Origin of the sequence: Bradyrhizobium tropiciagri, from assembly GCF_001189845.1 — a bacterium.
GTDB lineage: Bacteria > Pseudomonadota > Alphaproteobacteria > Rhizobiales > Xanthobacteraceae > Bradyrhizobium > Bradyrhizobium tropiciagri.
Genome location: NZ_LFLZ01000058.1, coordinates 25281 through 49710 on the forward strand (window position 1 = coordinate 25281; position 24430 = coordinate 49710).

The following is a 24430-nucleotide window of genomic DNA, read 5'->3' on the forward strand; positions in this document are numbered from 1 at the left end:
CGGGCAGGCCGGTTTGCGATCCAGCGTGAGCGTGTCAGGGAATGGGAATGGGAATTCGCAAGTAACTATTTGTAATCGGACAGGTTGTAAGTTCTACGGCGTGGTGCACGAGGGAGACTAGTCAGGACGCCGGGGAGCCGTAAATTTACGGATGGCTGCGACAGCAGTGGCGAAGGGGTTTCGAATGAGTGGCGGTCGCGTGTGGGGTAGCGCGGGACGTAATGTTCTCACCTTGGGCGTAGCGGCCCTCGGTAGCGCGCTTGCCGTTTTTAGCGCGGCTGGCCAGGCGGCGGCCGCGGATCGGCGGGCTGCTCCGTCGCCCAGCGGCGTGTTCGTCAGCGAGATGAGCGACGTCCAGCGCGTCAGGGTCACCGTCAACAAGTCGCGCACCTTCAGGGTCGACACGGCGTTTTCGACGATTGTCGCGGGCTCGCCCGATATCGCCGACGTGAAGTCGCTGAGCGACCATCTCATCTACGTCCAGGGCAAGAAGACCGGCACCACCAACGTCATTCTGTTCGACAGCTCGATGAAGCAGATCGGCATTCTCGACGTCGAGGTGACGTTCGATATCGGCAATCTGCAACAGAACATCCATGCTGGCACGGGCACGCGCGGCATCCGCGTCTCCGCATCCGAAGGCCAGGTGGTGCTGAGCGGAGTGGCGGCCGATGCGGTCGCCGCGGAAAAGGCGCTGACGATTGCCAAAGGCAGCATTCCCGAGGGCGGCGTGGTCGTCAACGCGATGAGCGTTGCGGCGCCGCAGCAAGTGATGCTCGAGGTGCGCTTCCTCGAGGTCAACCGCCAGGCAGGGCGTGACCTCGGCGTGAACCTGATGGCGGCCAACGCCAACGGCACCAACATTGCCAATTCGGGGCTGGGCGGCGTCGTAGCCGCGGGCCGAACTCCCATTGGCGGTATCAATACCAACACCAGCGCCTTGGGTGCCGGAGGCAGTCCCGTCGGGGCCCCTCCCACCGGCAGCCTTCCTGTGCTTGGAACGCTGGGCACGCTTGTCGGTTCTGCCGGCGGCGTATCTCCACCCCCTTTCGGTAGCCTGCTGACCAGCATCTTGAGGACCAGCAACGGCAGTTCAGTGGATCTGCTGATTACTGCACTGGAAACCAAAGGACTGGCCCGCCGGCTTGCGGAGCCGAATCTGACCACGCTTTCCGGCGATGCCGCCCGTTTCCTGGCCGGCGGCGAATTCCCGGTGCCGATCCCGACCCAGTCTGCGGCCGGCTTCCCGACCGTGTCGATCGACTACAAGAAGTTCGGTGTCGAACTGGCCTTCGTGCCCACCGTGCTCTCGCGCGGAGTGATCAACCTCCGCGTCGAGCCCTCGGTCAGCGAGCTCGATTTCTCCAACGCGGTGACGATCCAGGGCACAACGGTACCGTCTTTGACCCGCCGCGATGCTCGCACCACGGTCGAGCTGCGCGACGGCCAGAGCTTTGCCATTGCGGGCCTCTTGCAGACCCGCAACCGGCAGGACGTTTCGCAGCTGCCGTGGATCGGCTCGGTGCCCGTGCTCGGAAGCTTGTTCGGCAGCAAGTCGTACCAGCAGGAGGAAACCGACCTCGTCATCATCGTGACGCCGCGCCTCGTTGCTCCGGCCGCACCCGGCCAGCAACTGGCATCGCCGCTCGACTCCCGCCTGCCGGCCAACGACGTCGATTTTTTCCTCAACGGCCAGATGGAAGTCCGCAAGCGCTACGACGACTACGTCAATTCCGGTGGCGACGTGAAGGGGCCCTATGGCCACATCATCGCGCCCAGTGCGGTCGTCCGCGCTCCGCCACCGGCTGCCGCTGTGGAGCAGCCGGTCGTGAAAACTTTGAACTAGAGGAGGCGATAGATGACCATCAGATATCTGGCTGTTCTCGCTCCCTTGCTGCTCGGCGGCTGCTACGGCGTCTACGGGCATGACGAGATGGACCGCTACGTGCAGCGTTCCGACACCATCACGATGAGCGCCGGCAACGCCAAAGAGGTCAACGCCGCCACCCACACGATCCATCCGTGGCCGGCCTATGTCGGCGATCGCAGGATCGCGTATGACGCACGGCGGGTGACCGAGAGCGTCAAGCGCTACGGCACCACGTCGCGGCCGGTCGATCAGCTGCCCGACTTCGGCGATCCGACCAAGGCGATGGGCCAGGCGCCGCCCGTCACCACAATTCAGAATGTCAACACAACCGGATTGGGAGCGGGGACCGGAGGCTCGGTGGCCGTTGGCGTTGGGGGCAAGTAGCCGTGAGCTGACGGGCCTCAGCCTCCTGGCATCAGTCGTTGGGATGTCGATCTCGCGATTCCTTGCGGTGCAGGCCAGATGCGGGGGCAGGGACTCGGAAGGAGAGATGCGACGTTGGTTCCTGGCGCTGACCCCCGGTGTTTCGGTCGTGCCGTCTGTTTTTCGTAGGTAGTTTTGCGATGATGCTTCGAATAGTGCAGGGAATGCGCTGGGACTGGGGAACGGGACGAGGGTTGTATCGTCTCGCGCCGGCGTTGATCTGTTGCTGCTTGGCGACGAGCCTTGGAGCCTGCGACTACACGACGCGGGAGGCCGCGATCGTTGCTCCCGTGGATCCGCCGGGCGGCGACCCCGTGCAGGAGCCGACCGACGTCAAATACTATCCTTCCGACGAGCCGGTCCGGATGGGCTTGGAGCAATACAACCGCGGCAACTACGGAATCGCGCAGCGCTATTTCAAGGACGCCGTCGAGAAATCGCCCAAGGACCTGACGGCCTGGGTCGGGCTCGCGGCGAGCTATGACAAGATTCGTCGTTTCGATCTTGCCGATCAAGCCTATGCGCAGGCGATCCGGCTTGGCGGTGAGTCCGTGCAAATTCTCAACGATCAGGGATATTCTCTCATGCTGCGCGGCAACCTGAGCGGCGCGCGGCGCAAGTTCGAGAAGGCGTATGCGCTCGATCCGGGCAACCCGGTCATCGCCAACAACCTCGAGCTTCTCAACGGCAGCCGGAAGTTCATCGAGCGGCCGCCGAACAATCAGCCGTAGGGATGATGGCCTCGCGGGATGGCGGAAGCATCGGTGCGCTGGGCGCGGCCGCGTTGGCTAGTCCTCGTGAGTTGGCCTTTGGTCCACGGCCTCAAGGACCCCGTATGATTGATCTAGGCCGCCTCCGGTCGGATTGAGGCGTGCGCATTCCTGCATTCCGCGGAAATCGACCGCGATAGTGCGCGTCCGGTTCAGGCGAAGTCGGTTCAGCTTGCGCCCGAGATGATGACGAAGGTTGTTGAGCACAGGCACGGGGCAATCGGCTACTGCGCAGGCGACGTAGCAAAGGTTGTTGGCGCCAACTGCGCCACGACAAACGTCAAGCTGAGCCTGGGAAATAAACCACAACACCTTGACCATATCTGCGTTGCCGCATGACCGCGTTCGGCTTGCCCGATCCGAAGTTCAGGATCGCGTTCCTGGACACAAAGACCCGAGGACCAGGCTGAAGTGCACCAAGAGATCCTTAAGCCGATTCTTTCTTGGACACTCGATGCCGCAGATGTCGGAATGGCCAGATCACACTATTGATGATGTCGACTCGTTCAGCGGGCACAAGTCCCGTTGTAGGGTACTCGTCCGGTTTCGGCACGCACGCGGTGCCAAACAGAATGTCCCAGAACGGAAGAAAGGCGGCAAAGTTTTTGTCTCGATGCTCGAACTGAACGGAATGATGGATGCGATGCCATTGCGGGTTGTTGATCCACGTCACATACCGACCGAGCGGGATGCGCACGTTCAGGTGAGCGCAAGCATCGGGAAGAAAAAAGATGAATCCCGTGGCGATCGCCATATCCGGTGGGATTCGAAACAGGATCGCCATAATAGGGAGAAAGGCGTCAGCCAGCACTCGCTCGAGCCAATAGTGCCGGGCACCGGTAATGAACGTCACGGCGTTTGCGCTGTGGTGGAACGAGTGCATCGACCAAAGAAACGGGATGGCATGCTGGAGACGATGGAACGTGTATTTGTAGAGATCGAGCGCCACCACGACGAATGCGAGAGAGGCGTACCACCAGTAGCCTTCGGTCGGTAAGTGAATCCAGCCGACCCCGGTAATGCTCGCTATCTTGCCTGCGACAATTGCTGCGAGCGGACCGAGCGAGATTGACAATCCGAGGTTGGCAATAACCGCAAGCCAATCATCTTGAAATTCGGAGGTGGGGACGTCCGCGATAGGCCACTTTTTCTCAACAAGGCGACTGCCGTAGATGGCTCCCAGCATCAGCGCCAAGTAAAAAGCTGCATGTGCAATTTCACTCGACATAGGAAATGACTCGCCGATGCAGTCTTTGGTCGGTAGGCAGCCCTTCGGCGTCGCCAGCGAAAATCAATTGCCAATAAAAGTCCGAGACAAAAGATAGAAAGCATCCGTCGTCTGAATGCTGAAAAACTCATACTTCCTTATACGTCAATCGAGCGCAAGTCGTGATTTTTGCGGGCTTCCGTCGCGGTTGGTTCCGGCTCGGCCTGAGGAAGGGTAGCGCGCGCCGCGCAGTTTCCTTAGGGAACGGTTAAATCACCCCGCTTTAACCATGTTTATTCACTGCTGTTCGTGCGGACGAGCCAGCGGGAAGACCAGCTTCGGATTAATCGAAATGCGCTGGCTTTGCATCGAACAACGTTGTTCCAGCAGTACGTGGTTGCATTACGGAAGCTCTGTGCCGCAAGGCGGGGGCGGCCACTCGTTTGCTCTGGCCTAATTGCTCGCTCGAGCCGGCCGTTCACACAGCAAAATGGCTGCGCACGGAGCAGAAGAGGACGATAACGTCTCGGCTGGCCCGCTCAGGTCGCGCGAACGATCGGGAGGCCGCCTGAATACGCTTTCGAAAACCGCCTCTTTGCGTAGCGGATCAGCGGAGCTTCGATCAAGCGCCAGCTTATTTCTGCAAGGATGCACACTATCGGAAGTGCGATGAGGCCAGAAAGGGGGCGGCCGAGACCAAAGAACACGTCATAAAACGACCATGTGAAACAAATAGAGCGAATAGCATCGGCGTCCCGGCCAGATGAACGGACGGAGTAGCTCTGGCCGCTCGATATTGACGCCCAGCCAAACAATGATGCAGCACGCGAATGCCGTCACCGAAAGAAAGGCGAAAGGTTTAACCGTTGCAGCATACCCGACGTCGCAAAGTGGTGGCACACAGGCCAGCACTGCCCACGCGATAACGGAGCCGCAGTAGCCGCGCGCGGAACAGGCTAGTAGCACGCCGCCGAACAATTCATCCAAACGTCCTGGAAGCAAAAACTGCCACGATTGATCGGGCAAATAGGCGTGGAACAGCCAGCGCCAGACCGGCGCGAGTAGCACGGCGCCCCAAAGGACCCGGATGAGCCATTGGCGTGGCAGGAAGAAGATCAGGATCGGCAGGACCAGGTAAAACTGCTCTTCGATCGCCAGCGTCCAGGTGACGAATGTCAGGTCGGATACAGGAAAGCCGAACTGCAGCCACGGCACGATTTGCGCGAAAAACAAATAGTAGCCCCGATGATCCGGCGGCACGAGCGCTAGCAGCAGCCAGTACAGTGGCAGGATCCGGAACGCCCGCCGGCCGTAGAAGGACGCGAAGTAGCCGGGCTGTTGGCGGCTATCGAGCAAAATGCCGCCAATCAGAAAGCCGCTGAGAACAAAGAACAGGTCCACGCCCAGCATGCCATACTTGAACCCAAAGTAGTGGCGGGCGATCACCAGCGAAATGGCGAGGCCTCTGAGCGCATCAAGCGGCTCGGAGCGCGTCGACGAATCTGGACGCACATTGCTCATAGCAATCGGCCCGAGCCATACAATGTGAGATAATCTACCACGATATCATGGAATCTGAGTGCGAGGATAGGACGTGTGGCCCGTTAGTCGCAGCGCAAGAACCGCGGCTGGCACGGTCGCGAGTCCAAAGGCGACATCCATCAGGTAGTGACCGCCGGCAGTTAGCGCCGAGATGATCATCAGGACATTCAGAGGAAGATAAACGGGAAAGAGGACCGTTCCTCTGCTTGAGAGGATCAAGATCAAGGCAAGTGCGGCGTGGAACGAGGGAAACTGTATGATGCCTGTGGCTTTGTCCAGATCGATGACATGCATCGATCCGGAACGGATGGCATAGAAGTCGGGCAGGTAGTAGGCGCTCGTCAGATGTGCCACACCGTAATGCGCCCAGGCACCTTCTGCAGGGAGTACCATCGATATCGGGATTACGATGAGCAGAGTTACGGCGAACAGCCAACTGAACGTCCTAGCCTGCAACAGCCTTTTGGTCGAGCATAGCACAATAAGCAGGATGAAAACCTGAGTGATCATGGTGTCGTAAATCAGGTCGAGCGTCCAGCCGACCGTCGGGTGCTCGATCTTCAACCATGCAAATAGCGCTAACCAATTGAACGAGACAGCGGCATCCATGGCTGCCAGCGTATTGTCGACCAAGGCAAAGCGTCGAGCGGCAGCAAGGTAGCTCAGAACGATGGCAACGTTAGTGAATGCAACCAGTTGCGCGCATGTCAGGGCAACTGATGCAAAGAGTGGGTTCTTCCTTACCCTCGTGTAAAACAAGTTGAGGCCAACCAGCACGAGGAAGCCGAAGATGATCGGGAAGCCGAGCGAGACCTTCATGTTCGACAGATAGAGGCCTAACGCAGCGACCGCTGTCATCGCTCCGATGATTAGCCAAAAGTGCGTCGCTTCGGCGGATTCTTGGCCATGAGTTCGCACCAAACTCGGCGCTTTGCGCTCAACACATTCAGAATAACTCATTGAAATAAGCCTGCCTGAAATGGCATTAGCCTACCATCATTGCCCATGATCTCTCAATACCGCTTTCCTCGACAATGGTGCGAACGTTAACGGGCTTCGGCCGGATCGACGCGCGCACCTATCTCTCGATCTTTCATCTCGTAGGGGTATTCTTTCCTGAACTGCTCTCCCATGCAGGCGAGACGGTCGGCGCTGGGCGGTCGGCCAATCCGCACGACAAGGAATAGCGCTAACCGACAAGTTTCCGCGGCAAAATCCGATTTCGAGTTAGCTCCGACAAATCCGGAGCAAATGGACCCATTGCGCAAAAGAGCTCGCTCGTCGCAGCAATTGCGAGTCCACTGGCACTCCGGGCAACTACGGACAATCCGTTTCCGCCTTCCCTGAGGCTGCAGTTATCCTTAGAGTTTGCCTCGAATCTCAGACCTAGGGAGAACACATGGCGGCCCTCGACTTGCCTCCGGTTGCCGTGCGTACCGGCCTGTCGGCAAGAACGAGGTTCCTCTGTGTTCTCTTCTTCTTTTCCGGCTTTCCGGCGTTGATTTATCAGCTGACCTGGCAGAGGGCGCTGTTCCGGGTCTTCGGTGTAAACTCAGAATCCATCACTATCGTGGTTTCCGCGTTTATGCTCGGCCTTGGGCTGGGCAGTCTTGCAGGCGGTTGGATTTCGAAGCGCCGCAACATCAGTCTGTTGCCGCTACTGGCGACGATCGAGATCGTTACGGCGATGTTCGGGATTGTCTCGCTCAGCACATTCGAACAGGTTGGTGCGTTTGTCGTCGATTGGCCGCTGCCGGCGGTCGCCGCCGTCAACCTGTTATTGGTGCTTATTCCGACCCTGTTGATGGGGGCTACGCTGCCGATTTTAGTCTCGCACCTGGTGCGTTCTTCAGGGGAAGTAGGTAGCGCTGTCGGCCTGCTATACTATGTCAACACGATGGGAGCGGGAGCGGCCTGCGTGTTGTGCTGTGTCTTGCTGTTTCCGTTCTTCGGCATGGACCGCGCCGTGCTGACCGCAGTCGCCGTTAATGTTGTCGTCGCACTGTGCGCTATCATCATCCACGTATTCCATGACGATCAGGCATCATCGCGAGACGCCGCGACTATTCGGCCCGCGTCCAAGTCTGCCACCCACTTGCCGGTAACCATCCTGCTCTCCGCGCTCGGTGGCTTTATTTCCCTGTCTTATGAAATCTACCTATTCCGGATCATCTCTTACGCATCGGGATCGAGTGCAACCACCTTTGCGATGACGCTCGCCTGCTTTCTCTTCGGGATCGCCGCAGGAGCACGCAATGCCGGACAGCGTTGCGAGGACGGCTCGCCATTGAACGTCATCCGTAAGGCGGCCGATGAAATCGTCGTCGCCAATATAGTTGGGCTGATCTTTTTGCCCATCATGGCACATTCGGCGTTTGGCCGCGGAACGATCGGGATCGCATTGCTTCTGGTCTATCTGATCGCCCGCCAGTGGGGTTCACTCCTGCCGTATCTTGCCCAAATCGGAATCTCACCCGACGAGCGCGCGGGGATGAGGACGTCGCTGTTATACTTTGCCAATATTCTGGGATCGGCGACGGGTGCGATCCTCACTGGATTTGTACTGACGGATTATCTGACCTCCGTGCAATTGGCTGTCGCGCTAGTTCTCGCGGGTACAGTCTGTGTTTTGATCCTTTTGGCTCAATCGGAGGGACTGCGCAGCGAACGCCGAAAACGTTTGCTGAGGGCAGTCGCCGTGCTGGCGCTGGCCTGCGTCGTCATCCCCGCGACGTCGCACCGCGTGTTTGAAAACCTACTTGCCAAGGACCAAACCGACTACGATTTCACCGACATCGTCGAGAACCGCAGCGGCATTATCACCGTCGACAAGGATGGCAACGTATTCGGAAATGGCATGTATGACGGCCGTTTCAACACTCGCCTCGCCGGGGATCCGAACGGCATTGTCCGTCCCTACGCGCTGAGCCTGTTTCGTGACGCGTCTCGCGACGTCCTGATGATCGGCCTCTCGTCGGGCTCCTGGGCGCAAGTAATCGCGAATAACCCCTCCGTGCGCTCGCTCACGATTGTAGAGATCAATCCCGGCTATTTAAGTCTTATCAAGCGGCGAGCGGAAGTGGCATCGGTGTTACAAAATTCTAAAGTCAAGATCATCGCCGACGACGGCCGGCGCTGGCTAAGCCATCATCCAGATCAACGCTTTGACGCGATCGTCTCCAACACGACCTGGAATTTTCGCGCCAACACAACCAATCTACTTTCGACGGAATTTCTTGAGCTTGCGAAGCGTCATCTCAATTCCCGCGGTATCCTGTTTTACAACACGACTGACTCCGACCGGGTCCAGCGGACAGCTTGCCTCGCCTTTCTCCATGGTGCGCGTTTCACCAATCATATGGTTGTCTCGGATGCGCCGATTGATTGGAATTTTGAGCGCTGGCGCCAGACGCTGGCGTCCTACGTTATTGACGGTGAACGACAGTTCAGGCCTGAAAGCGCTGAGGATCGTGTGCTTCTCAATGCTGTCACATCACGGGACTTTGCACGAGAGGCTATCGAGGAATGCCCGCAACTTCTCGCTCGAACGGAAGGTAAGAGGCCCATTACCGACGACAACATGGGAACGGAGTGGCGCTATCCCATCGGCCTTGATTGAGGATGTCGGGCTGGTGAGCTGACTCACACTCTTGAAGCATGCGCCGCCGGGCCCGGATCGGACTGGTTCTTCTGTTGCGGCGATGCCGTGCATTTCCAACGGCGGACCTTGCTGATTCAAATATCGTACGTGGCAGAACTCATGCCAAACGGCTGCTGTTGTTTGGTTCTCACAAAGTTGAGAAGAGCCACGACGAGGCTGACTGCGCCAGCTCCCTTGATGTGTTGCTGCGGAAGAAGTGTCCTATCACTCCCCGCGCCTGGACGTAGACGTCCGTGTTATTGGACCGCTGATTGATACCGTACAACGCCAGATGCGTCTCGATCTCGGTCGTAGCAACGGGGGCGAGCCGCCAAGCCAGCGCGTTCTGACGTGTGTAATAGTCGGCCTCGGAACTCGGGCGCTATCCCGACCATGGTCGATACTGCGTAAGGCGGCCTCAATCGCCTTTTGCCGACAGATCGCAAGCAGACGATGGCGCAGCAGGCAGCAGCGCTGGATCTCCTACGAAAGCTCGGCGATGCCGATCGCGAGCAGCCATTCGATGGTAGACCGCGGCGCCAAATCGGCGAAGATCGCCTAGCGTAGCGCGTGGCAGGTCAAGCCGTTCACCGGGGAGCAGCAGGGGCGGCGTTGCCAACACCACAAACTCACCGGAAGCATTGGCGTTGTTGCGGTTAGCTCATGTGCGATCTGGAATTGCCCGTTCAGGGTGCGGAAACCTCCGATGCCAGGCGCGGGGCTGCAGCGTTGACGACGGCGGTGCCAAGCTGGCTGTAGATCGGACCTGCTGACCACAAGTCGTGCGCCGCCTGCAACGGCTCGATCTGAAGGTTCACCCACCAGGCCCTTTCATTGCCGTGCCTATACAGCTCCTGGTGATGGGCGCTACACAATGGGACAGTGAACTCGTCGCTTACCTTGCGGCCGAGAGCCTTGGGTTGAGCGAACTTCAAATGGTGGGCATCGCATGGACTTTGCTGGCAGACGACCAAACAAGCCGCTCATCGTCTCCAACGAGGGCTCATCCCTGCCAGGTGAACCTGTTTCGCCGCACCGCGGCGCCGAACGCGCTAGGCTAGATAGCGATGCTTCTTGATCTCCCTGATGAACATGAGGCGTCTGGCCTGCGCGGCATTGAGCAGGCCCTCGAACAAGACGAAGACCTCGCGCGCCTGGACGTAGACGTCGGTGTTGATGGAATGCTGATCGAAACCGTACGACGCAAGACGCTCCTCGATTTGGGTCGTAGCAACAGGGTCGAGCCGCCAACTCAGCGCGTTTTGACGTGTGTAGTAGTCGGCCTCGTCCTCGACCTCAGGCGCGATCCCGGCCATATCGATGCGGCGTAAGGCGGCCTCAATCGCCTGTTGCCGATAGGTCGCAAGCAGCCGATGGCGCAGGAGGCGGTAGCGCTGGATCTCCCAGGACAGTTCGGCGACGTCGATCGCGAGCAACCATTCGATGGCAGACTGTGGCGCCAAATCAGCGAAGATCGCCTGGCGTAGCGCGTGATAGTGGTCGAGGCGTTCGCCGGGAAGCAACAGGGGTGGCGGCGCCAGTACTTCAAACTCGACCGGCAGCGTTGTTGCGGTCAGCCCGCGCGCGGTTTGGAAGGGACCGTTCATCGTGGGGGAGCCTCCGCCCCTAAGCGAGTGGGAGCGGCCGGGCTCGCGACGGTGAGCGGGCTGTGGACCGGGCTCGCCGTCCACAAGTCAAGCGCCACCCGCGACGGCTCGATCTGCAGATTCGCCCACCAGGCCCTTTCATTGCCATGTCGATGCAGCTCGTGGTGATGGGCGCGGCACAGCGGGACGGTGTATTCGTCGCTGACCTTACGGCTGAGAGCTCTTGGTTGGGCGAACTTCAAATGGTGCGCGTCGCATGGGCTTTGCTGGCAAACGAGGCAAGGCTGCTCCCGGACAAAGAGCAGGTGGCCCTTGCTGCGCTTGCGGGGAAGCTCTTTGGGGTGGGCCAGCGCGGCCTCGGGCGCAGCTGGTAGCGGGGCGACCCGCAGCGCGGACTCGGTGCCCGAAGGACCCTCCGGGAGCGGCTCCGGCGGCAGACTTGGGTCTTGTTCTAAGGCGGCCGCCTGTTCGACCATGGTGGCTCGGCCGGCCTCCTGAAGCCTGACCAGATAGGCGGCCTCGACGAGCTTGGCGTCCGGCTCCAAAAGGGTGTTTTTGAGCGGGAGGCTAGCCTTGGCCCAGACGAGGAGGTCATCGCCTGGAGGCAGGACCGCGAGCTGGCTCAACAGCCGCTCCCGGAGCTCGGCAGACTGTGGGGGGCCAAGCACCGGCGCGCGGTTGAGAACGCCCTTGGCGGGCTTGGCCCTCGCGCCAGGGAGCGCTTGCGGCGCCGCGGCCGGCGGGCTGGCCACTGCGTCAGGCGCGTCGAGATCGTCCTCGCCGGCAATCCCGACCAACGCAAATAGGGCGTAGCGGCGGGCGTAGGTCAGCGCAGCGCCCATGCGGTGCGGCGCCTCGGTGTCCTTGGCGGCGCAGACCGGAAGGTCGGAGGAGATCCATTCCCCGGAGGAATGGGCGATCAGGGTGGTCAGATGAATCTGCCCGCTGGCGGCCTCCAGGCGGGTGGTCTGGACGGTGGCGATTTCCTGCTGGCTCAAGCTTTTGCGAACGATGTCGAGGCCAGAGGCAAGGGAGGCGTAGCGGAAGGTCCGATCATCCTCCCTGGGGAAGGGCGAGCGGATGGTGGCGGTGAGCGTCTTTTCGGGGTTGACGAGGTCGGCCTGAGCCCGCGCCAGGGCGGCGGCGATGGCCCCGATGCTCTCACTGGACTGCAGCATCGGCATTCCCCACCTCGACGGCATCGAAGCTGACGGCGCCGGATTTGGACCGCTTGGCGCGCACGCCGTGGCCGGTCGCCTCCTTGGCGTCCTCCGGGACGAGCGCCTTCAGCTCCGCTTTCGCCACTTCGTGGTCGCCATGGGCGGCCCGGGTGCGCAGATAGGTGGTGGCCAGCTCGGCCCAGAGATTGGATCCGCTCATGTCGACGACCTTGACCGCCTCCAGCCGCGGCCGTGGCGCCTCGATGTTGAACGGGACTGGTGGATCGCCGGTCTTCACGCAGCGCCAGAACTTCCTCTCGGCGGTCAGCAGAAGGTGCTGGTAGAGCGGATCGGCATGGATGTTGATTTCGACCCATTTGCCGCCGCCGGTGATGATCGAGAGCACGGCCGAGCGTGCAGCCACAACCCACATGCTGTGCTGCAGCTGCGCCATGTGCTTTTCGGCAGCGCCCTCCTCGGTGAAGGCCCAAGGCAGCATGAATTTGGCTTCGAACACCGCGCCGGTCTGTTCGACGATGCCGTCCAGCGTTGCTGCCATCCATGTATGGACGGGGTGACGGACACGCTTCTGGACGTCTTTCACGGTCTGGCTGTTGTTACGCTGGTACCAGGCCCGATTGAGCTCCTCAGTGGCGGTGCCGAGCTGGACGACCAAATTGTTGGATAAGTCTTCGGGCTCTGTCTCGCCGCGCTTTTCCCGCCACAGGCGGATGAGGTCGGCCTCATCATTGCCCATGATGATGCGGGCATCCGAGCCGCCGATGAAATGGCGGCGATCGGCAGGGTTGAACTTGACGAGTTGGAATTGCGGCGCTGTTGCGCCATCGGTCTGAAGAGCAGTCACCGGTATCTCCTGATCTGACCACCGCGGCGAAAGGTGCCGCACTGCGCAAACCTCGCTGGATGCGAGGTGAGATACCGGGGCCGAAGTCTGCCGGCCGACTCAGTAACGCTCCGTTTGCCGCGGAAGGCCAGTGCTTTCTGCAGCAATAATCTTGCTCTTTTGCGCGTCACAGCTTGATGGGATCGCGGATCGGAGCGAGGTGGTGGCGTGACCGGTGAAGGAGGGGATAGGGCATGGCGTCAAATCGACAAATCGAAGCCAATCGGAGAAACGCCAAGCACAGTACGGGTCCGAAGACTGACCCGGGAAAGCTTCGATCAAGCCGGAATGCGCTCCGTCACGGACTGTCGCGCTCGATCGCAGATGAGAACGTGGGGGCTAACGCACTGACGCGCGCCGTTCTGGATCGGTTGGAGCAAGAGACGCTTTCGATCGAGCCGACCGTCTTGGTTCAAAGCAAGCGGGAGCTCGCCCGCATCCGCGCCGTCCGCTATGAATTGCTCGTCGCCTTCTTGGCAGCACCAGACCATGCGCTAGCAAAACGGCTTCGCGGCCTTATGCGGTACGAATCCGCGGCCTTCGCGAAGCAGAAGCATGTGATCCGGTCGGGCAAGAGTAGCAGAGCGCGCGCAGAAACGACCGGGCTTCCGGCGCAAGCGGAGCGTTCGTGCAGCAACACATAGAAGGCAAAGAGGGACGCGCGTGCGATGGACGCCCAATAGTCGAGCCGGCCATTACGGCCAGCCTTAGGATGATACATACCAAGCTCAAGGAGGCTGAGCAGATTGCGAGAGCCGCGGCGGCTTGTGCCGAGCCGGGCAGCGTCAGCGAGAGCGTCCAGCTCTTTCGATGGAGATCGAGCAGTTGATCTATGGCGCCGGACGGCTGCAGGACGCGGCATCCTTGTTCCGCACGTTGCTGCGAACGTGAAGGGCGCTCGTAGTCACGGCTGTGCGGATGGGGTTAGTTAGCAGCGCTTATCGCGGATATACCGCCTCAATAGTTTGATCGGATCGGCGGCCAGCGCCTCGGCGATGGCAATAAATTCGATGACGTCGAGCCGCCGCTCCCCGCCCTCATATTTGGCGACAAAGGATTGCGGCTTGCCAAGCTTCTTGGCGAGCGCGTGCTGGCGGATGCCGGCCTTCTGTCGTTGCGCGACCAGGAGCGCGATGAGGCGTTGATATTCGGCAGATTGGAGGGATTTTTGCATCGCCGCCGGGCGTTAAGGAATCGGGCGACAGGCAATCTGATCCTGGATTCGGATTATCCCAAAATGGGATATTATTAACCGTAATCCGTTAGAGTTCGGGACGTTCGCTCGACTTGAGGACCGGAACGAGCGAACAGACCAGTGCGCGATGGTGATGTTGGGATTGGCGGAGATGGCGACACAGAGCAGCGGTGTAGGAAGCCGTATCGAGGAGCCGGGCGGGCGGAACGGGAGCCGTTCGCTAGCCGTTGCAAGCACCGGTCCTTACCAGGGCAACGCAGACGAAATGACGGCCTTCAACGTTGGCGCGGTGCGTTACATCAAGCTGGGTGAGGGCGGCAAATGGGCCGGAGAGGCCATAAGGGCGGGCATTCTACCGTTCGGATATCGCGCCGTAGCCCATACGGCTTGCGCGCAAGGCGATTGGGACAGGGTACGCGAACAGCTCATTACGATGGGCCGAACGAAAACCGGAGTGGGGCAGGGCCTGCGTGAGCTCCAGGCGTTTTATTCGATGGGCGAAGATACACTATGGGTGACCATAGCGGACGGACATCTTTGGTGGACGTTCGCGGATGCAAAAGTGATTGCAGGCGATCAAGACTATGATGCACCGGCCCGGTTCCGCCGCACCCGCGGCGGCTGGCGGTGCACCAGCCTTGGCGGGGTGCCGCTGACCTCGCGCAGCTTAAGCTCGGCGTTGACCAGCACCGCGAATTACCAGATGACGATCTGCGCAGTCCGGCAGGCGGATTATTTGTTGCGACGGATCCGTGGCGAAGACGAGCCGCTGCGCGCCGAGAGCGATCAATTGCTGTCGGACATGACCACAACCGTCGCCGCCATGGTGCGTCGCCTGGACTGGCGGGATTTCGAGACGCTGATCGATTTGATCTTCTCCCGCGGTGGTTGGCAGCGCATAAGCTTGCTCGGCGGCAACCAGGCGGACGTCGATTTGATCTTAAGGCAGCCGATCATCGGCGAAACCGCCTGGGTGCAAATCAAGTCGCAAACCTCGCAGGCTGAATTCGACGACTATCTTGGCCGGTTCGAACGTGAGGCAAGCTGCGATTTCTTCTTCTTTATCTATCACAGCGCGGCTCGTCCGATCAGAGGGCCCGCCGCAACGAAGGTCCGTGTTTGGTCGGCCGACCAAATAGCGAGCGCGGCGATCGACGCCGGTTTGCTGCGCTGGCTGTCTGACCGCCTGATCTAGCAACCAGAATAATTGATCAAGAGCAGAACCTGATCCACCAGGTGCCCCATTCAACTCGTGTCCGCAGGGCGGAATGTTCGCCGCTGATTCACACCATATGCTGGGGGACGAGCAGGTGCGGGAGCGACGGCCACGGTCCGAGACATAATCAATCGATGGGTTGTTTATGAGGTCGTCCCTCGCATTGGGTTTATGATTTGGATACCGGCGAAATCCTTTTCATTATCTGTCACCAAGAGACATTCGTTTGCGCCGGCAACAGCCGCAATGATCATATCGAGGCCATTGCGAGGTCGACCGGTGGCCTTACCGTCGGCCATTAGCCGCGCCCAGATGAGACCCGCTTTGTCGTCGAACGACAAAATGCGACCTGCGAACAAGGCTTGCGGGCCTTCCGACCCGGTAAACCAGGCATCAAGCGCATCCCGCTTCTTGCCGCGCGGCTTTTCGAGAATGCCGCGGCGGATTTCCGCCACCGTAAGCGACGCGATGAATAGATTTTCGTCTTGCTGCTCCGCCCACCAGGCCAACAGGGATTCAGCGGGGTTGGGCCTGACAACATTACTGATGATGTTGGTATCAAGGAGATAGCGCGTCACAGATCGACCTTGCGTCCCTTTTCGCGCGGGCGGGGAAAATCGAGGCCTGCGCCCACGAGGGGCGACCGACGCAAAGCGGTCAGGATACGGGCCGGCCTTGGCGGCTCACCGGTGACGGCGGTCTTGACGGCTGCACGCACCTGCTCGGCTTGCGGCCCCTCTTCGGCCAATCGCCGAGCCAGCGTGCGGATGAGCTCTCGGTCAGCGTCCAAGGCCATCACCTCGAAGCGGGTGAAGCCGCGCTGCGTCAGTCGGGCACGGTAGTTCTGGATTGCTCTCCTCTGTGCGACGTTGCCCATGGCGGACCTCCATTCTATATCTGGATATATAGCCGATAATCGTCTCGGAAACAAGGTGTCCTCTTGCCAACAAGGCGGGCCGGATGCGCCGTCGCGATCTTGCAGCAAAATCTGCGGTCTGCCGATCCCTCATCGGCGGCATAAGGGGCGTCTGCGCGGATCGAGAATGAGGTCCTCGCGGCGGAGGCAGTCTGGATCGCGCCCGTTTTCGCAACGATGCTTTAGCGTTGGAATGGCTCGCCCGTAGCCTCCAATACAGCCTTTAGGCCGCACGCCGTTTGCATGCGCCGCACGGCGACGTCGCAATATTGTGGGTCAAGCTCGATGCCATAACCGACCCGTCCGGTGCGCTCGGCGGCGATCAAGGTGGTTCCTGAACCGACAAACGGATCAAGCACGATGGCTTTGCGATGGGAGCAGTCGCGGATGGCGTCGGCGACCAAGGCAACGGGTTTGACGGTTGGGTGCAGCGCAAGGTCCTCGCGGCCATCGCCAAAGCCGCTCGCACCGGCGTAGCTCCAGACGTTGCTGCGGTTGCGGCCGTACTTGCCAAGCCCGATGTTGTTGAGGTGCGGCGCCGTTCCGGCCTTGAAGACCAAGACGAGCTCATGCTGCGAGCGGTAGAGAGAGCCCATGCCGGCGTTGCTCTTGACCCAGACGCAGATGTTTTTGAGCTCGGTATAGGCGGCCTGACCGGCGCTCATCATATGCGCGATATGGCGCCAATCGATGCATTGAAAATGGATGGCGCCGTCATCGGAATAGGCCGCCAGGTGGCCGAAGACCTCGGACAGAAAGTTGGTGAACTCGCCATCCGACATCTCGCCCGAGGCCATGGCGAACTCGCGATGCTGGATTTGGCCGAGCCCCCCGACATGGCCTGCGATCGGGACATTGTAGGGCGGATCGGAGAAGACCATTTGGGCGCGCGCATCGCCGAGCAGGGTCTGGTAGGTCTCACCCTTGGTCGCATCGCCGCAGATCAGCCGGTGCGCCCCGATGCACCAGATGTCGCCGGGCCGGCTGATCGCCGGTCCCTCGGGCGGCGGGATCGGCAGGTCCGCGGCATCCTGCGCGGCGTTGGTCGCCTCGCCAATCAGGATGTCGATTTCAGGTAATTCAAAGCCGGTGATGGTAACGTCCAGATCGATGTCGAGATCCGAGAGGTACTGCAGCTCAAGGCCGAGCAGGCTGCGATCCCAGCCGGCGTTTTCGGCAAGCTTGTTGTCCGCAATGACATAGGCACGGATTTCGCCCTCGCTCATCTGCGAGAGGCGAACGGTTGGCACCTCGGCAAGGCCGATGGTCTTTGCGGCCGCGAGGCGGCCGTGCCCCGCGATCACACCATTGTTGTCGTCGACCAGGACAGGATTGGTAAATCCAAATCTTTGGATCGCCTTTGCGATTTGCGCGATTTGCTTCTTTGAATGGGTGCGCGGATTGGTGGCGCGCGGATTTAGATCGCAGGTCTTTTGATAGGTAAGGTCGAGCTTTCTGTTCCAGCGTGGGTCTTCTAACATGTTGGTCTCCCATTTTGGTTCACGAGGGAGACCTACCGCGGCGGCGGGATCATTCAGGATAATACGAGCCCTATTTGTCTGAAGAGATCCGATTGAGAAACGACCGCCAGCTGATAGGGAGGCGCCACTTTCTGGCGACAATTTTTGCGGCCCGCTCATGCGGCGGTCCGGACCACCAATCCTGCTCGCGCAGGATCGACCAGCCGCGAAGGCCCGAAGTTCGGTCTCGCTTGGTTAGCCAGCCGAGGTAAGCCCGGTAATCCGCGGTGGCCGCGGCAAATCGAATTTGCTGGATCAGACGCTCTTTGGGTCGACCAGCCCTTCGTTTCAACTCGCCTCGGAGGCTCTTTGCGACCAGATCCAAAAACCAGGCGGGCAAAGGCCGATCTGCGTTGACCGACAGGATGCCGGCGAGCTGCTGCGGGGTAGGGATTTCGCCCGCTTCGAGGAGCCGCTGGCAGTTTTGCAGGCTGGTATCCTCGAACAGGTCGTAAAGCGTGGGTTTGGATACCGTGGGTTTGGATACATCGTCCATCGGATCACCAAGGGGGCAGATCGGTTAGATCGAATATTTCTCATGAAACGCCAGCAAAGCCTCGCCCAAGGGCGACGGTCCGCCGCGGGCGGCTTTGAGAAATTCGTTTGTCTCCACGTCGATCTCGGTGCCCGGTTCTTTCTTGTGCTTGTTGGCTTCCTCCTGCCGCTTGATCCACTCTTCCTCTGTCAGGGCTTCTGGTGACAGGAGTACGGGACCTTCAATTTCAAGCGCTTCCGGAGCGGTAAGGCCGCGCAACCATTCGATTTGGACAGCGGCCGCGGTGTTTCCGGTCGCAGCCACCGCCTTGAGCTTGAGGATTGCGATCTCAAGCCGGGTCATTCGTTCCGTCTTACCGCCGATCTTGACGCATTCGGTCTTGAGCGCGAATTGGCGTGTTAGCCGCTCGATGCTGACCGCCCCCTTGGGCCGGCCTTTGGGGTTGCCAGAGGTCCCTTTGCGAAATTGGGTCGCAATCGGTGGCGATCTCCTTCTAGGCTTGGTCATCATGCACGCCTCCTTGATCCATCGCGCTCCGATGGATCGCCTTTGCTTGTTCTTTCAATTGTTCGATGGACGCGACATCGCGCTCATATTCGTCCCTAAGGAGCTCGAACCGTTTGCCATCCCAAGGCGGGGGACCGGCGCATTTGAAAAGCCATGCAGCAAGCGGCATGGGTATGCCATCGGGGACCACGATGACGGAGCGGCTGACGATTTGCGGCGGCGGATCGAGCAATTTGGCCCGCTTGCATTGTTCCAGAAACAGCTTGATCGCACGGATTTCGCCCGCGACCACGCGCTTGAACAACCCGTGCAGCACCGCCTCATGCGGATGCAGTTTGGTGATTTTGCCATCGATGCGGGCCTCGATCGGCCGGTCCAGCAGCGCGGCAACATCAGGAGCGCGCTGTTTGTCTCGGCGCCGGCCCGGCCGCAACGGTTGCGCCCGTACCCCAAAACGGGTCGCCTTGGGCGGTTTGCCATAACCGACCTCGTAGGTTTCGTGCGGTTCGCTTTCGCCGCCGGAAGCCTCATCGTCATTCTTGCTCATCGCGCCGCTCCATCTTTTGCACCGCGGACGCGAGCGGCCCGGGCACAGCCCAAAAGCCGATGCACGCCGAATCGCGGGTCAGCCGCGTCAGTTGCGATCATCGTCGATTTGGTTTCTGGGGGGCTGTCGGTCAGGATTGGCCGACCGGCTCAAGAGCACATATAGGCTCGGATTTTTCAGCGTCAAACATATTTGGTAATGAGGTTAACCTGCAGAGCGGAGGGAGCCTTTTGGGGGGAGCTTTGCCGCACCTGGAGCGGACTTTCCCGCTCGATGAAAGCCAATTTTCCCGTGACGCGTTTGTCGGGAATTGCGCGAAAAAATCCCGATTTTCCAGTATTTTGGCTCAAGGGGTTGTGCGCCAATGGGGCGCATTTTTCGTATTTGCCCTGTTAATTCCCGTTAGGTCAGTTAGTTCGGGGTCAGCACGGCGTCGACGCGGCGGCTGTTTCGCGTGCTGATGATGATGGCGCCGTTGCGGATGGCAAATCTCGCGCCGACGAGTCTCGGAATCTTTTCGGTCAGCGGTGATGGCAGCGGAATCATTCCGCCGCTCGCGGGATCGCCGACGTTGATCGGCGGCCCGCCCGGAGCGGCCGAAGGCGCTGCCTTGATGTACTCCTTGATCAATTGGGTTTCCTCCCGCGAGAGATTGAGTGCGGTCTGCTCGCTGATCGTCGCTCTCTTTTCCGCCTCGGCCTTGTCCCGCGCTTCTTCCTGTTGCGCGGCTTCGCGCTTGGCTGCGTCCTGTTCGAGCCTTGCAAGACGTTCCCTCAGCGGGATCAGCTCCCGACGCAGCGCGGCATTGTCCGACTTCAACGTGGAGATCTGGCCGAGCGCGATCGCTGCGGCCACGCACGCAACGACTGAAATCAGGCTGAGGCACGCAACGGCCAGCCCCGTCATTCCGCCGCGGCTTTCGCTGCGTCGATCCGGTCCGTCGTTCGCGGATCGCCGTTTCCGCGCGCGGCGGAGCTTGGGCATTCTGGCGCCCAGCCACCCGGCAAGTTGCGACAGCCGAGAATCGTTTCGATCCGTCGGATGAATCGAGCCAAATGCCGGCTCGGGGACGATCGGAGCGCGTGCGGGCAGGGCGGGTGCTGCAGTTAGGCGGTTTGTGTTCGCGTTCGCGCGATCGGCAAGCTCTTCCATGAGGCGCGGCAATTGGCGAGCAATATCGTCGGGCTGCTTGACCACAGCATCGCCGGTCGCATCGCGCGTGTCGGCCGCAGCAATTTCCAATGGCTCCGCCTGCGGTTCGCCGAGCTCCTGTTCGGTGATCTCCTGCTCGGCGAGTTCCTGTTCGGCGCGGGACGCTTCGAGCGAGCGCCACAGCGCGAGGCCGGAGTCCGTGATCTGCAGCCCGGTCTCATTGATCGAGGCCCATCCGGATTGGAACACGTCGGCGTCGCCAAGCTCGGACGATCGCTTCAACTTCGTGGCCGCATCGCCCGCGGCGATCATGCGCTTGACTTCGCGGCTGACCTCTTCGAGCGGGATCCGTTGCTCGGGTCTTGCGGCCAGCACGCTCAGGATCGCCAAGTTGAATCTCATGTGGCGCCCCTCGATGTCCCATCAAGCGGTCGTGCAGGCGTTGCTCTCCCGTGCGGGCGACGTGCGAACCTCAGCGGAGGTCGAAGCAGATCAAACATGCCGTCGTGGACGTCCATCAGTCGGAGAGCCAGGCGAGTGTAGCGGTTGCCCCGCGGGCAAACAATCCGCCTTCAGGCGCACGACAGATGGATAAGTCCGCCCGTGAACGCGACTGCCGGGACCAAAGTCCACCGGCGCAGCTCAGAGAAATTCCCGAAGCCTGGAGAGCTCGATCACGTGCTCGGGCGACAGCACCTCGGGGACGAGGGGAGGCTGCGACTTGGTCCGGATCTCGTAGAGATGTCGGGTCTTCTCGGGCTTGCCCATGAAGTCCCGAATGCATTGGTCGAGCGTTCCGTTGACGATCATATACGGCGCGCGACCCTCTCGCCTGGAATTGCCGAGAGAAGGCCATTTGTATAGGTAGGCCGCAGCCTGGAAGTCCACCTGATGAGAGTGGTCGGTCATTCAAGATGTCTACCCGAAAAAGCCTGCTCGTCAAAGCATGCCGGCCCGCGCGCACCAGCGCAGCGGAGATGCGAGAGCTGTGCGTCGTCGCGCGCGTCTTCGGCCAAGCGTGCCATCGTGGATGCCGAGCGGTCTGCCAACCACCTCGCGGTGGCGCCATCACCAGCGTCTGCCGTCTCGCTTCGATATCGCGCGAGCCAAGATGTGCGTCGACGCGTAGCGGACGCCAACGCCCGCTGACGAAGACGGCATCGCTAGCGGCGCGTGCGCCTGCGACAATCAAGTCGCTTCACGATTACGCTGTGCCGGCTACCATCATTCTCGTTGGCGTAGCCGAGAACATAAGCCAACTGATCGCCGATCACGAATCCATTCGACGCGCGCTCACGCCAATTAAGTTGGAGCGAATGATGGATTTCGAGTTGAGCGAGATCATAGATACGCGACTCAAGTTGACGCCGTTTCAACTCGGCCCCAACGTGAGAAACAAGATAATAAAGCTATCCTATGGATTGCCTTACTACGTGCATATGCTGGGCAAGCAGGCATTCAAGGTCGCCGCTATCAAGAAGCAATTGTCGATAACGAATGAAGTCTTGAATTCGGCGATGGACGAATTTCTCGAAGATACCGAGCAGTTTTACTATGACGATTATCATAATGCGGTGACCAGCAACCAAACTGACTCCCAATTCAGGGAGGTATTGCTGGCCTGCGCGATGGCAAATCGAAATGAAAGCGGGTTGTTCTCTGCTACAAGCGTGATCGAACCGCTTTCCCAAATTCTTGAGCGCGAAGTTAAGCACGCTAATTTCCAGCGCCACCTTACTGAGTTTATGTCCGATGCTCGCGGACCGATCCTCATAAGGCGTGGTTCAGTGCGTCAACGAAGATACCGATTTACCGATCCGATGATGCAGCCGTACATTCTGATGCGCGGCATTCGCGAAGGACTTATCCCGGAGGCTAGCTTTCCTGCGGATTGCGACGCCATCTGGCGGACGCGGCCTTTTTGGCGATCTCAGCCTTCTTTTCGGGTGACATCGTTGCGGCCCTCGCCTTCCCACCGCGCCTACCCAACGCCACCGCAGCCGGGTCTTTCCCCTCTTCCTCGGGCGCAGGATCGCGGTCGGGCGTTTCGCCTGTAGCGATATCAATGATTCGCTTGGCGAGCTAGTTGGGGTCTCTAGGGCGTTTTGGGGTCATTTGTACGATGCGATTTGTGCGCCATGGTGGTTTGAACGAGATCATCTTCATCAGCATCGATGATCAAGTAACCAATGACCATCCATCCGGCGCAGAGGCCGAAAATGATCAAAGCCGCTTTTAGCCACCGTATCATCGAAGCAAATATGCCCCCAGAGCCGGTTATTTACCATCCCCGCCGACCGCCACAATCAAACTGACCCACTACCTATATTCTTGATTTGTTCTTTTGGCTGTCGTAGCGTCCAAGAACGGGCGGTCTTGCTCAGGTCAGGGGTGAACGGGCCGAGATGGCAGCCGCAGCCACCATCCTTCACGCGGACCTGGATGCGTTTTACGCGTCGGTCGAGCAGCTGCTCGAGCCGTCGCTGCAAGGCAAGCCGATCGCCGTCGGGGGCGGCGTTGTGCTTGCAGCGTCCTATGAGGCCAAGGCCTTCGGGGTGCACGGTGGCATGTCGGGACGGGAAGCTCGCCGGCTCTGCCCGCAGCTCATCTTCGTCGGCGGCCATTTCAGCGATTACCAACGGCTGGGTGACGCGGCCATCAAGGTGATCGGCGACTTCACGCCGCTGGTCGAGCGCATCTCGATCGACGAGGCGTTTGCCGACGTTGCCGGCTGTACGCATCTGTTCGGAGCGCCTGCCGAAATTGCCGCGGCGATCCGGCGGCGCGTGCGCGCCGAGCTCGGCCTTGCGATCTCGGTCGGCGTCGCCCGCACCAAGCACCTCGCGAAGATCGCCTCGCAGGTTGCCAAGCCCGATGGACTTGTCGTCGTTGATCCCGACGCCGAGCTCGGCTTCCTTCACGAATTGCCGGTTGAATTGATGTGGGGCGTAGGACCGGTCACCCGCACACGGCTGGACGCGATCGGCGTCTCGACGATCGGACAACTCGCCAAATTGTCGGAGCGCTCACTGACGCGGTTGCTGGGTCCCGCGGCAGGCGAGAAGCTTGCGGCGCTGTCCTGGAATCGCGATCCGCGACAACTCAAGCCGCATCGGCGCGCGCGCTCGGCGGGCGCACAATCGGCGCTTGGCCGAAAGCCCGCGATCGAGCAAGTCATTCGGCCGACGCTGCTTCATCTCGCCGATCGCGTCGCCACGCGGCTGCGGGCGAAATCCCGGCCCGGGCGAACCGTCACGGTGCGCGTCCGTTTCGCCGACCTGAAGTCGGTGACGCGCTCGATGACGCTCGATGCGCCGATCTGCACGACGATGATCCTCGCCCGGCTCGCCGAGAATCTGGTGGGCGCAGCTCTGGCCGATCACCCCAGCGAGAAGTTCATTTCGCTGCTGGCGATTTCGGTATCGCACCTCGAGGAGCATTGGGATCTTGCGCTCGAGCTTCCGCTTGGACTGGCCGATGAAGCGCTTCGCGCCGGAAGCCCGACTGGGATGGCGCGCTGGGCGGCGGACCGTGCCATCGACAAGGTCCGCGATCGCTTCGGCTGGGATGCGATCGGATATGGTTCGGCGGCGCTGGAGGTCGTTCGCTCGGTGCCCGACGACTTCCGCAAGCTGGCCGAGAAAGATCTCTAGCTCTGCGCCGGTTCACCGGCTTGTCATCGCATTAAGAAAGGGCAATTTGGAATCGCGGGCTTGTGAGTAGTGCCCGGGCGCGCTCGGTTTATCCTACGCATGCGG

At 60.4% G+C, this 24430-nt stretch carries 23 protein-coding genes; 8 read left to right on the forward strand and 15 right to left on the reverse strand.

The annotated features are described in order from the left end of the window. Positions 1–184 precede the first annotated feature (184 nt). The 3 genes from AKN84_RS33015 to AKN84_RS33025 all read left to right on the forward strand — a co-directional run bounded on the left by AKN84_RS33015 (position 185) and on the right by AKN84_RS33025 (position 3024). Complete coding sequence (locus AKN84_RS33015) at positions 185–1846, forward strand: type II and III secretion system protein family protein (RefSeq protein WP_050424645.1); 1662 nt, start codon at positions 185–187, stop codon at positions 1844–1846. Positions 1847–1858: 12 nt separating this feature from the next. Beyond that, positions 1859–2254 carry a hypothetical protein gene (locus AKN84_RS33020; protein WP_050424646.1) on the forward strand — a complete coding sequence of 132 codons (396 nt, stop codon included), beginning with the start codon at positions 1859–1861 and terminating at the stop codon, positions 2252–2254. A 269-nt stretch (positions 2255–2523) separates the two neighbouring features. Continuing rightward, positions 2524–3024 carry a tetratricopeptide repeat protein gene (locus tag AKN84_RS33025; RefSeq protein ID WP_244485646.1) on the forward strand — a complete coding sequence of 167 codons (501 nt, stop codon included), beginning with the start codon at positions 2524–2526 and terminating at the stop codon, positions 3022–3024. 466 nt (positions 3025–3490) lie between these two features. On the opposite strand, the gene AKN84_RS33035 is transcribed toward AKN84_RS33025, so the two are convergent. The 3 genes from AKN84_RS33035 to AKN84_RS33045 all read right to left on the reverse strand — a co-directional run bounded on the left by AKN84_RS33035 (position 3491) and on the right by AKN84_RS33045 (position 6772). Further along, positions 3491–4291, reverse strand: a complete 801-nt coding sequence (locus AKN84_RS33035; protein WP_050424648.1) for a sterol desaturase family protein — start codon at positions 4289–4291, stop codon at positions 3491–3493. Between the two features lie 687 nt (positions 4292–4978). Then, positions 4979–5791 carry an acyltransferase family protein gene (locus tag AKN84_RS33040; protein WP_050424649.1) on the reverse strand — a complete coding sequence of 271 codons (813 nt, stop codon included), beginning with the start codon at positions 5789–5791 and terminating at the stop codon, positions 4979–4981. 45 nt (positions 5792–5836) lie between these two features. Continuing rightward, positions 5837–6772: a phosphatase PAP2 family protein gene (locus AKN84_RS33045; RefSeq protein WP_128971365.1), complete on the reverse strand. Its 936-nt coding sequence runs from the start codon at positions 6770–6772 to the stop codon at positions 5837–5839. Between the two features lie 439 nt (positions 6773–7211). On the opposite strand from AKN84_RS33045, the gene AKN84_RS33050 reads away from it, so the two are divergent. Then, the gene (locus tag AKN84_RS33050) at positions 7212–9431 is read left to right on the forward strand and encodes a fused MFS/spermidine synthase (RefSeq protein WP_050424651.1); all 2220 of its coding nucleotides are present in this window, start codon (positions 7212–7214) and stop codon (positions 9429–9431) included. Between the two features lie 1073 nt (positions 9432–10504). Here AKN84_RS33050 and AKN84_RS33060 read toward each other — a convergent pair. Genes AKN84_RS33060 through AKN84_RS33070 form a run of 3 tightly spaced genes read right to left on the reverse strand, consistent with a single transcriptional unit; the run spans position 10505 to position 13084 of the window. Next, entirely contained in the window at positions 10505–11059 is a 555-nt protein-coding gene (locus AKN84_RS33060) for a hypothetical protein (RefSeq protein WP_050424653.1), read from the reverse strand. Further along, on the reverse strand, positions 11056–12237 hold the full coding sequence (locus AKN84_RS33065; protein ID WP_050424654.1) for an ERF family protein: 1182 nt from the start codon (positions 12235–12237) through the stop codon (positions 11056–11058). The genes AKN84_RS33060 and AKN84_RS33065 overlap by 4 nt, the downstream gene beginning before the upstream one ends. Next, positions 12221–13084 carry a YqaJ viral recombinase family protein gene (locus AKN84_RS33070; RefSeq protein WP_050424655.1) on the reverse strand — a complete coding sequence of 288 codons (864 nt, stop codon included), beginning with the start codon at positions 13082–13084 and terminating at the stop codon, positions 12221–12223. Before AKN84_RS33070 ends, AKN84_RS33065 begins: the two co-directional genes overlap by 17 nt. 233 nt (positions 13085–13317) lie before the next feature. Here AKN84_RS33070 and AKN84_RS33075 point away from each other — a divergent pair, with 233 nt between their 5' ends. Then, complete coding sequence (locus AKN84_RS33075; RefSeq protein ID WP_128971367.1) at positions 13318–13767, forward strand: hypothetical protein; 450 nt, start codon at positions 13318–13320, stop codon at positions 13765–13767. 284 nt (positions 13768–14051) lie between these two features. Here AKN84_RS33075 and AKN84_RS33080 read toward each other — a convergent pair whose 3' ends face one another. Continuing rightward, the gene (locus tag AKN84_RS33080; RefSeq protein ID WP_050424657.1) at positions 14052–14297 is read right to left on the reverse strand and encodes a helix-turn-helix domain-containing protein; all 246 of its coding nucleotides are present in this window, start codon (positions 14295–14297) and stop codon (positions 14052–14054) included. Positions 14298–14469: 172 nt separating this feature from the next. Here AKN84_RS33080 and AKN84_RS33085 point away from each other — a divergent pair, with 172 nt between their 5' ends. Next, entirely contained in the window at positions 14470–15513 is a 1044-nt protein-coding gene (locus AKN84_RS33085) for a restriction endonuclease (protein ID WP_244485647.1), read from the forward strand. A gap of 164 nt (positions 15514–15677) precedes the next feature. Here the strand turns inward: AKN84_RS33085 and AKN84_RS33090 are convergent, their stop codons facing one another. The 8 genes from AKN84_RS33090 to AKN84_RS33125 form a co-directional block, all read right to left on the reverse strand. Next, complete coding sequence (locus AKN84_RS33090; protein ID WP_050424658.1) at positions 15678–16112, reverse strand: PIN domain-containing protein; 435 nt, start codon at positions 16110–16112, stop codon at positions 15678–15680. Further along, complete coding sequence (locus AKN84_RS33095) at positions 16109–16411, reverse strand: hypothetical protein (protein WP_050424659.1); 303 nt, start codon at positions 16409–16411, stop codon at positions 16109–16111. Before AKN84_RS33095 ends, AKN84_RS33090 begins: the two co-directional genes overlap by 4 nt. Positions 16412–16632: 221 nt before the next feature. Further along, a complete protein-coding gene (locus AKN84_RS33100) occupies positions 16633–18090 on the reverse strand; it encodes a site-specific DNA-methyltransferase (protein ID WP_244485648.1) in 1458 nt (485 codons plus the stop codon). Then, positions 18002–18466, reverse strand: coding sequence for a hypothetical protein (locus AKN84_RS33105; RefSeq protein ID WP_050424661.1), 465 nt, complete (start codon positions 18464–18466; stop codon positions 18002–18004). The genes AKN84_RS33100 and AKN84_RS33105 overlap by 89 nt, the downstream gene beginning before the upstream one ends. Before the next feature lie 24 nt (positions 18467–18490). After that, positions 18491–18976 (reverse strand): DUF5681 domain-containing protein, encoded by a 486-nt coding sequence (locus AKN84_RS33110; protein WP_128971368.1) that lies wholly within the window; start codon positions 18974–18976, stop codon positions 18491–18493. Continuing rightward, positions 18960–19520 (reverse strand): DUF5681 domain-containing protein, encoded by a 561-nt coding sequence (locus AKN84_RS33115; RefSeq protein ID WP_050424663.1) that lies wholly within the window; start codon positions 19518–19520, stop codon positions 18960–18962. Before AKN84_RS33115 ends, AKN84_RS33110 begins: the two co-directional genes overlap by 17 nt. 411 nt (positions 19521–19931) lie before the next feature. Continuing rightward, on the reverse strand, positions 19932–21062 hold the full coding sequence (locus AKN84_RS33120) for a hypothetical protein (RefSeq protein WP_128971369.1): 1131 nt from the start codon (positions 21060–21062) through the stop codon (positions 19932–19934). 252 nt (positions 21063–21314) lie between these two features. Then, a complete protein-coding gene (locus AKN84_RS33125) occupies positions 21315–21581 on the reverse strand; it encodes a hypothetical protein (protein WP_050424665.1) in 267 nt (88 codons plus the stop codon). A 302-nt stretch (positions 21582–21883) separates the two neighbouring features. On the opposite strand from AKN84_RS33125, the gene AKN84_RS47515 reads away from it, so the two are divergent. Continuing rightward, entirely contained in the window at positions 21884–22729 is an 846-nt protein-coding gene (locus AKN84_RS47515; RefSeq protein WP_050424666.1) for a hypothetical protein, read from the forward strand. A gap of 348 nt (positions 22730–23077) precedes the next feature. Further along, positions 23078–24325 carry a DNA polymerase IV gene (dinB, locus tag AKN84_RS33135; RefSeq protein ID WP_050424667.1) on the forward strand — a complete coding sequence of 416 codons (1248 nt, stop codon included), beginning with the start codon at positions 23078–23080 and terminating at the stop codon, positions 24323–24325. The last annotated feature ends 105 nt before the right edge of the window (positions 24326–24430 follow it).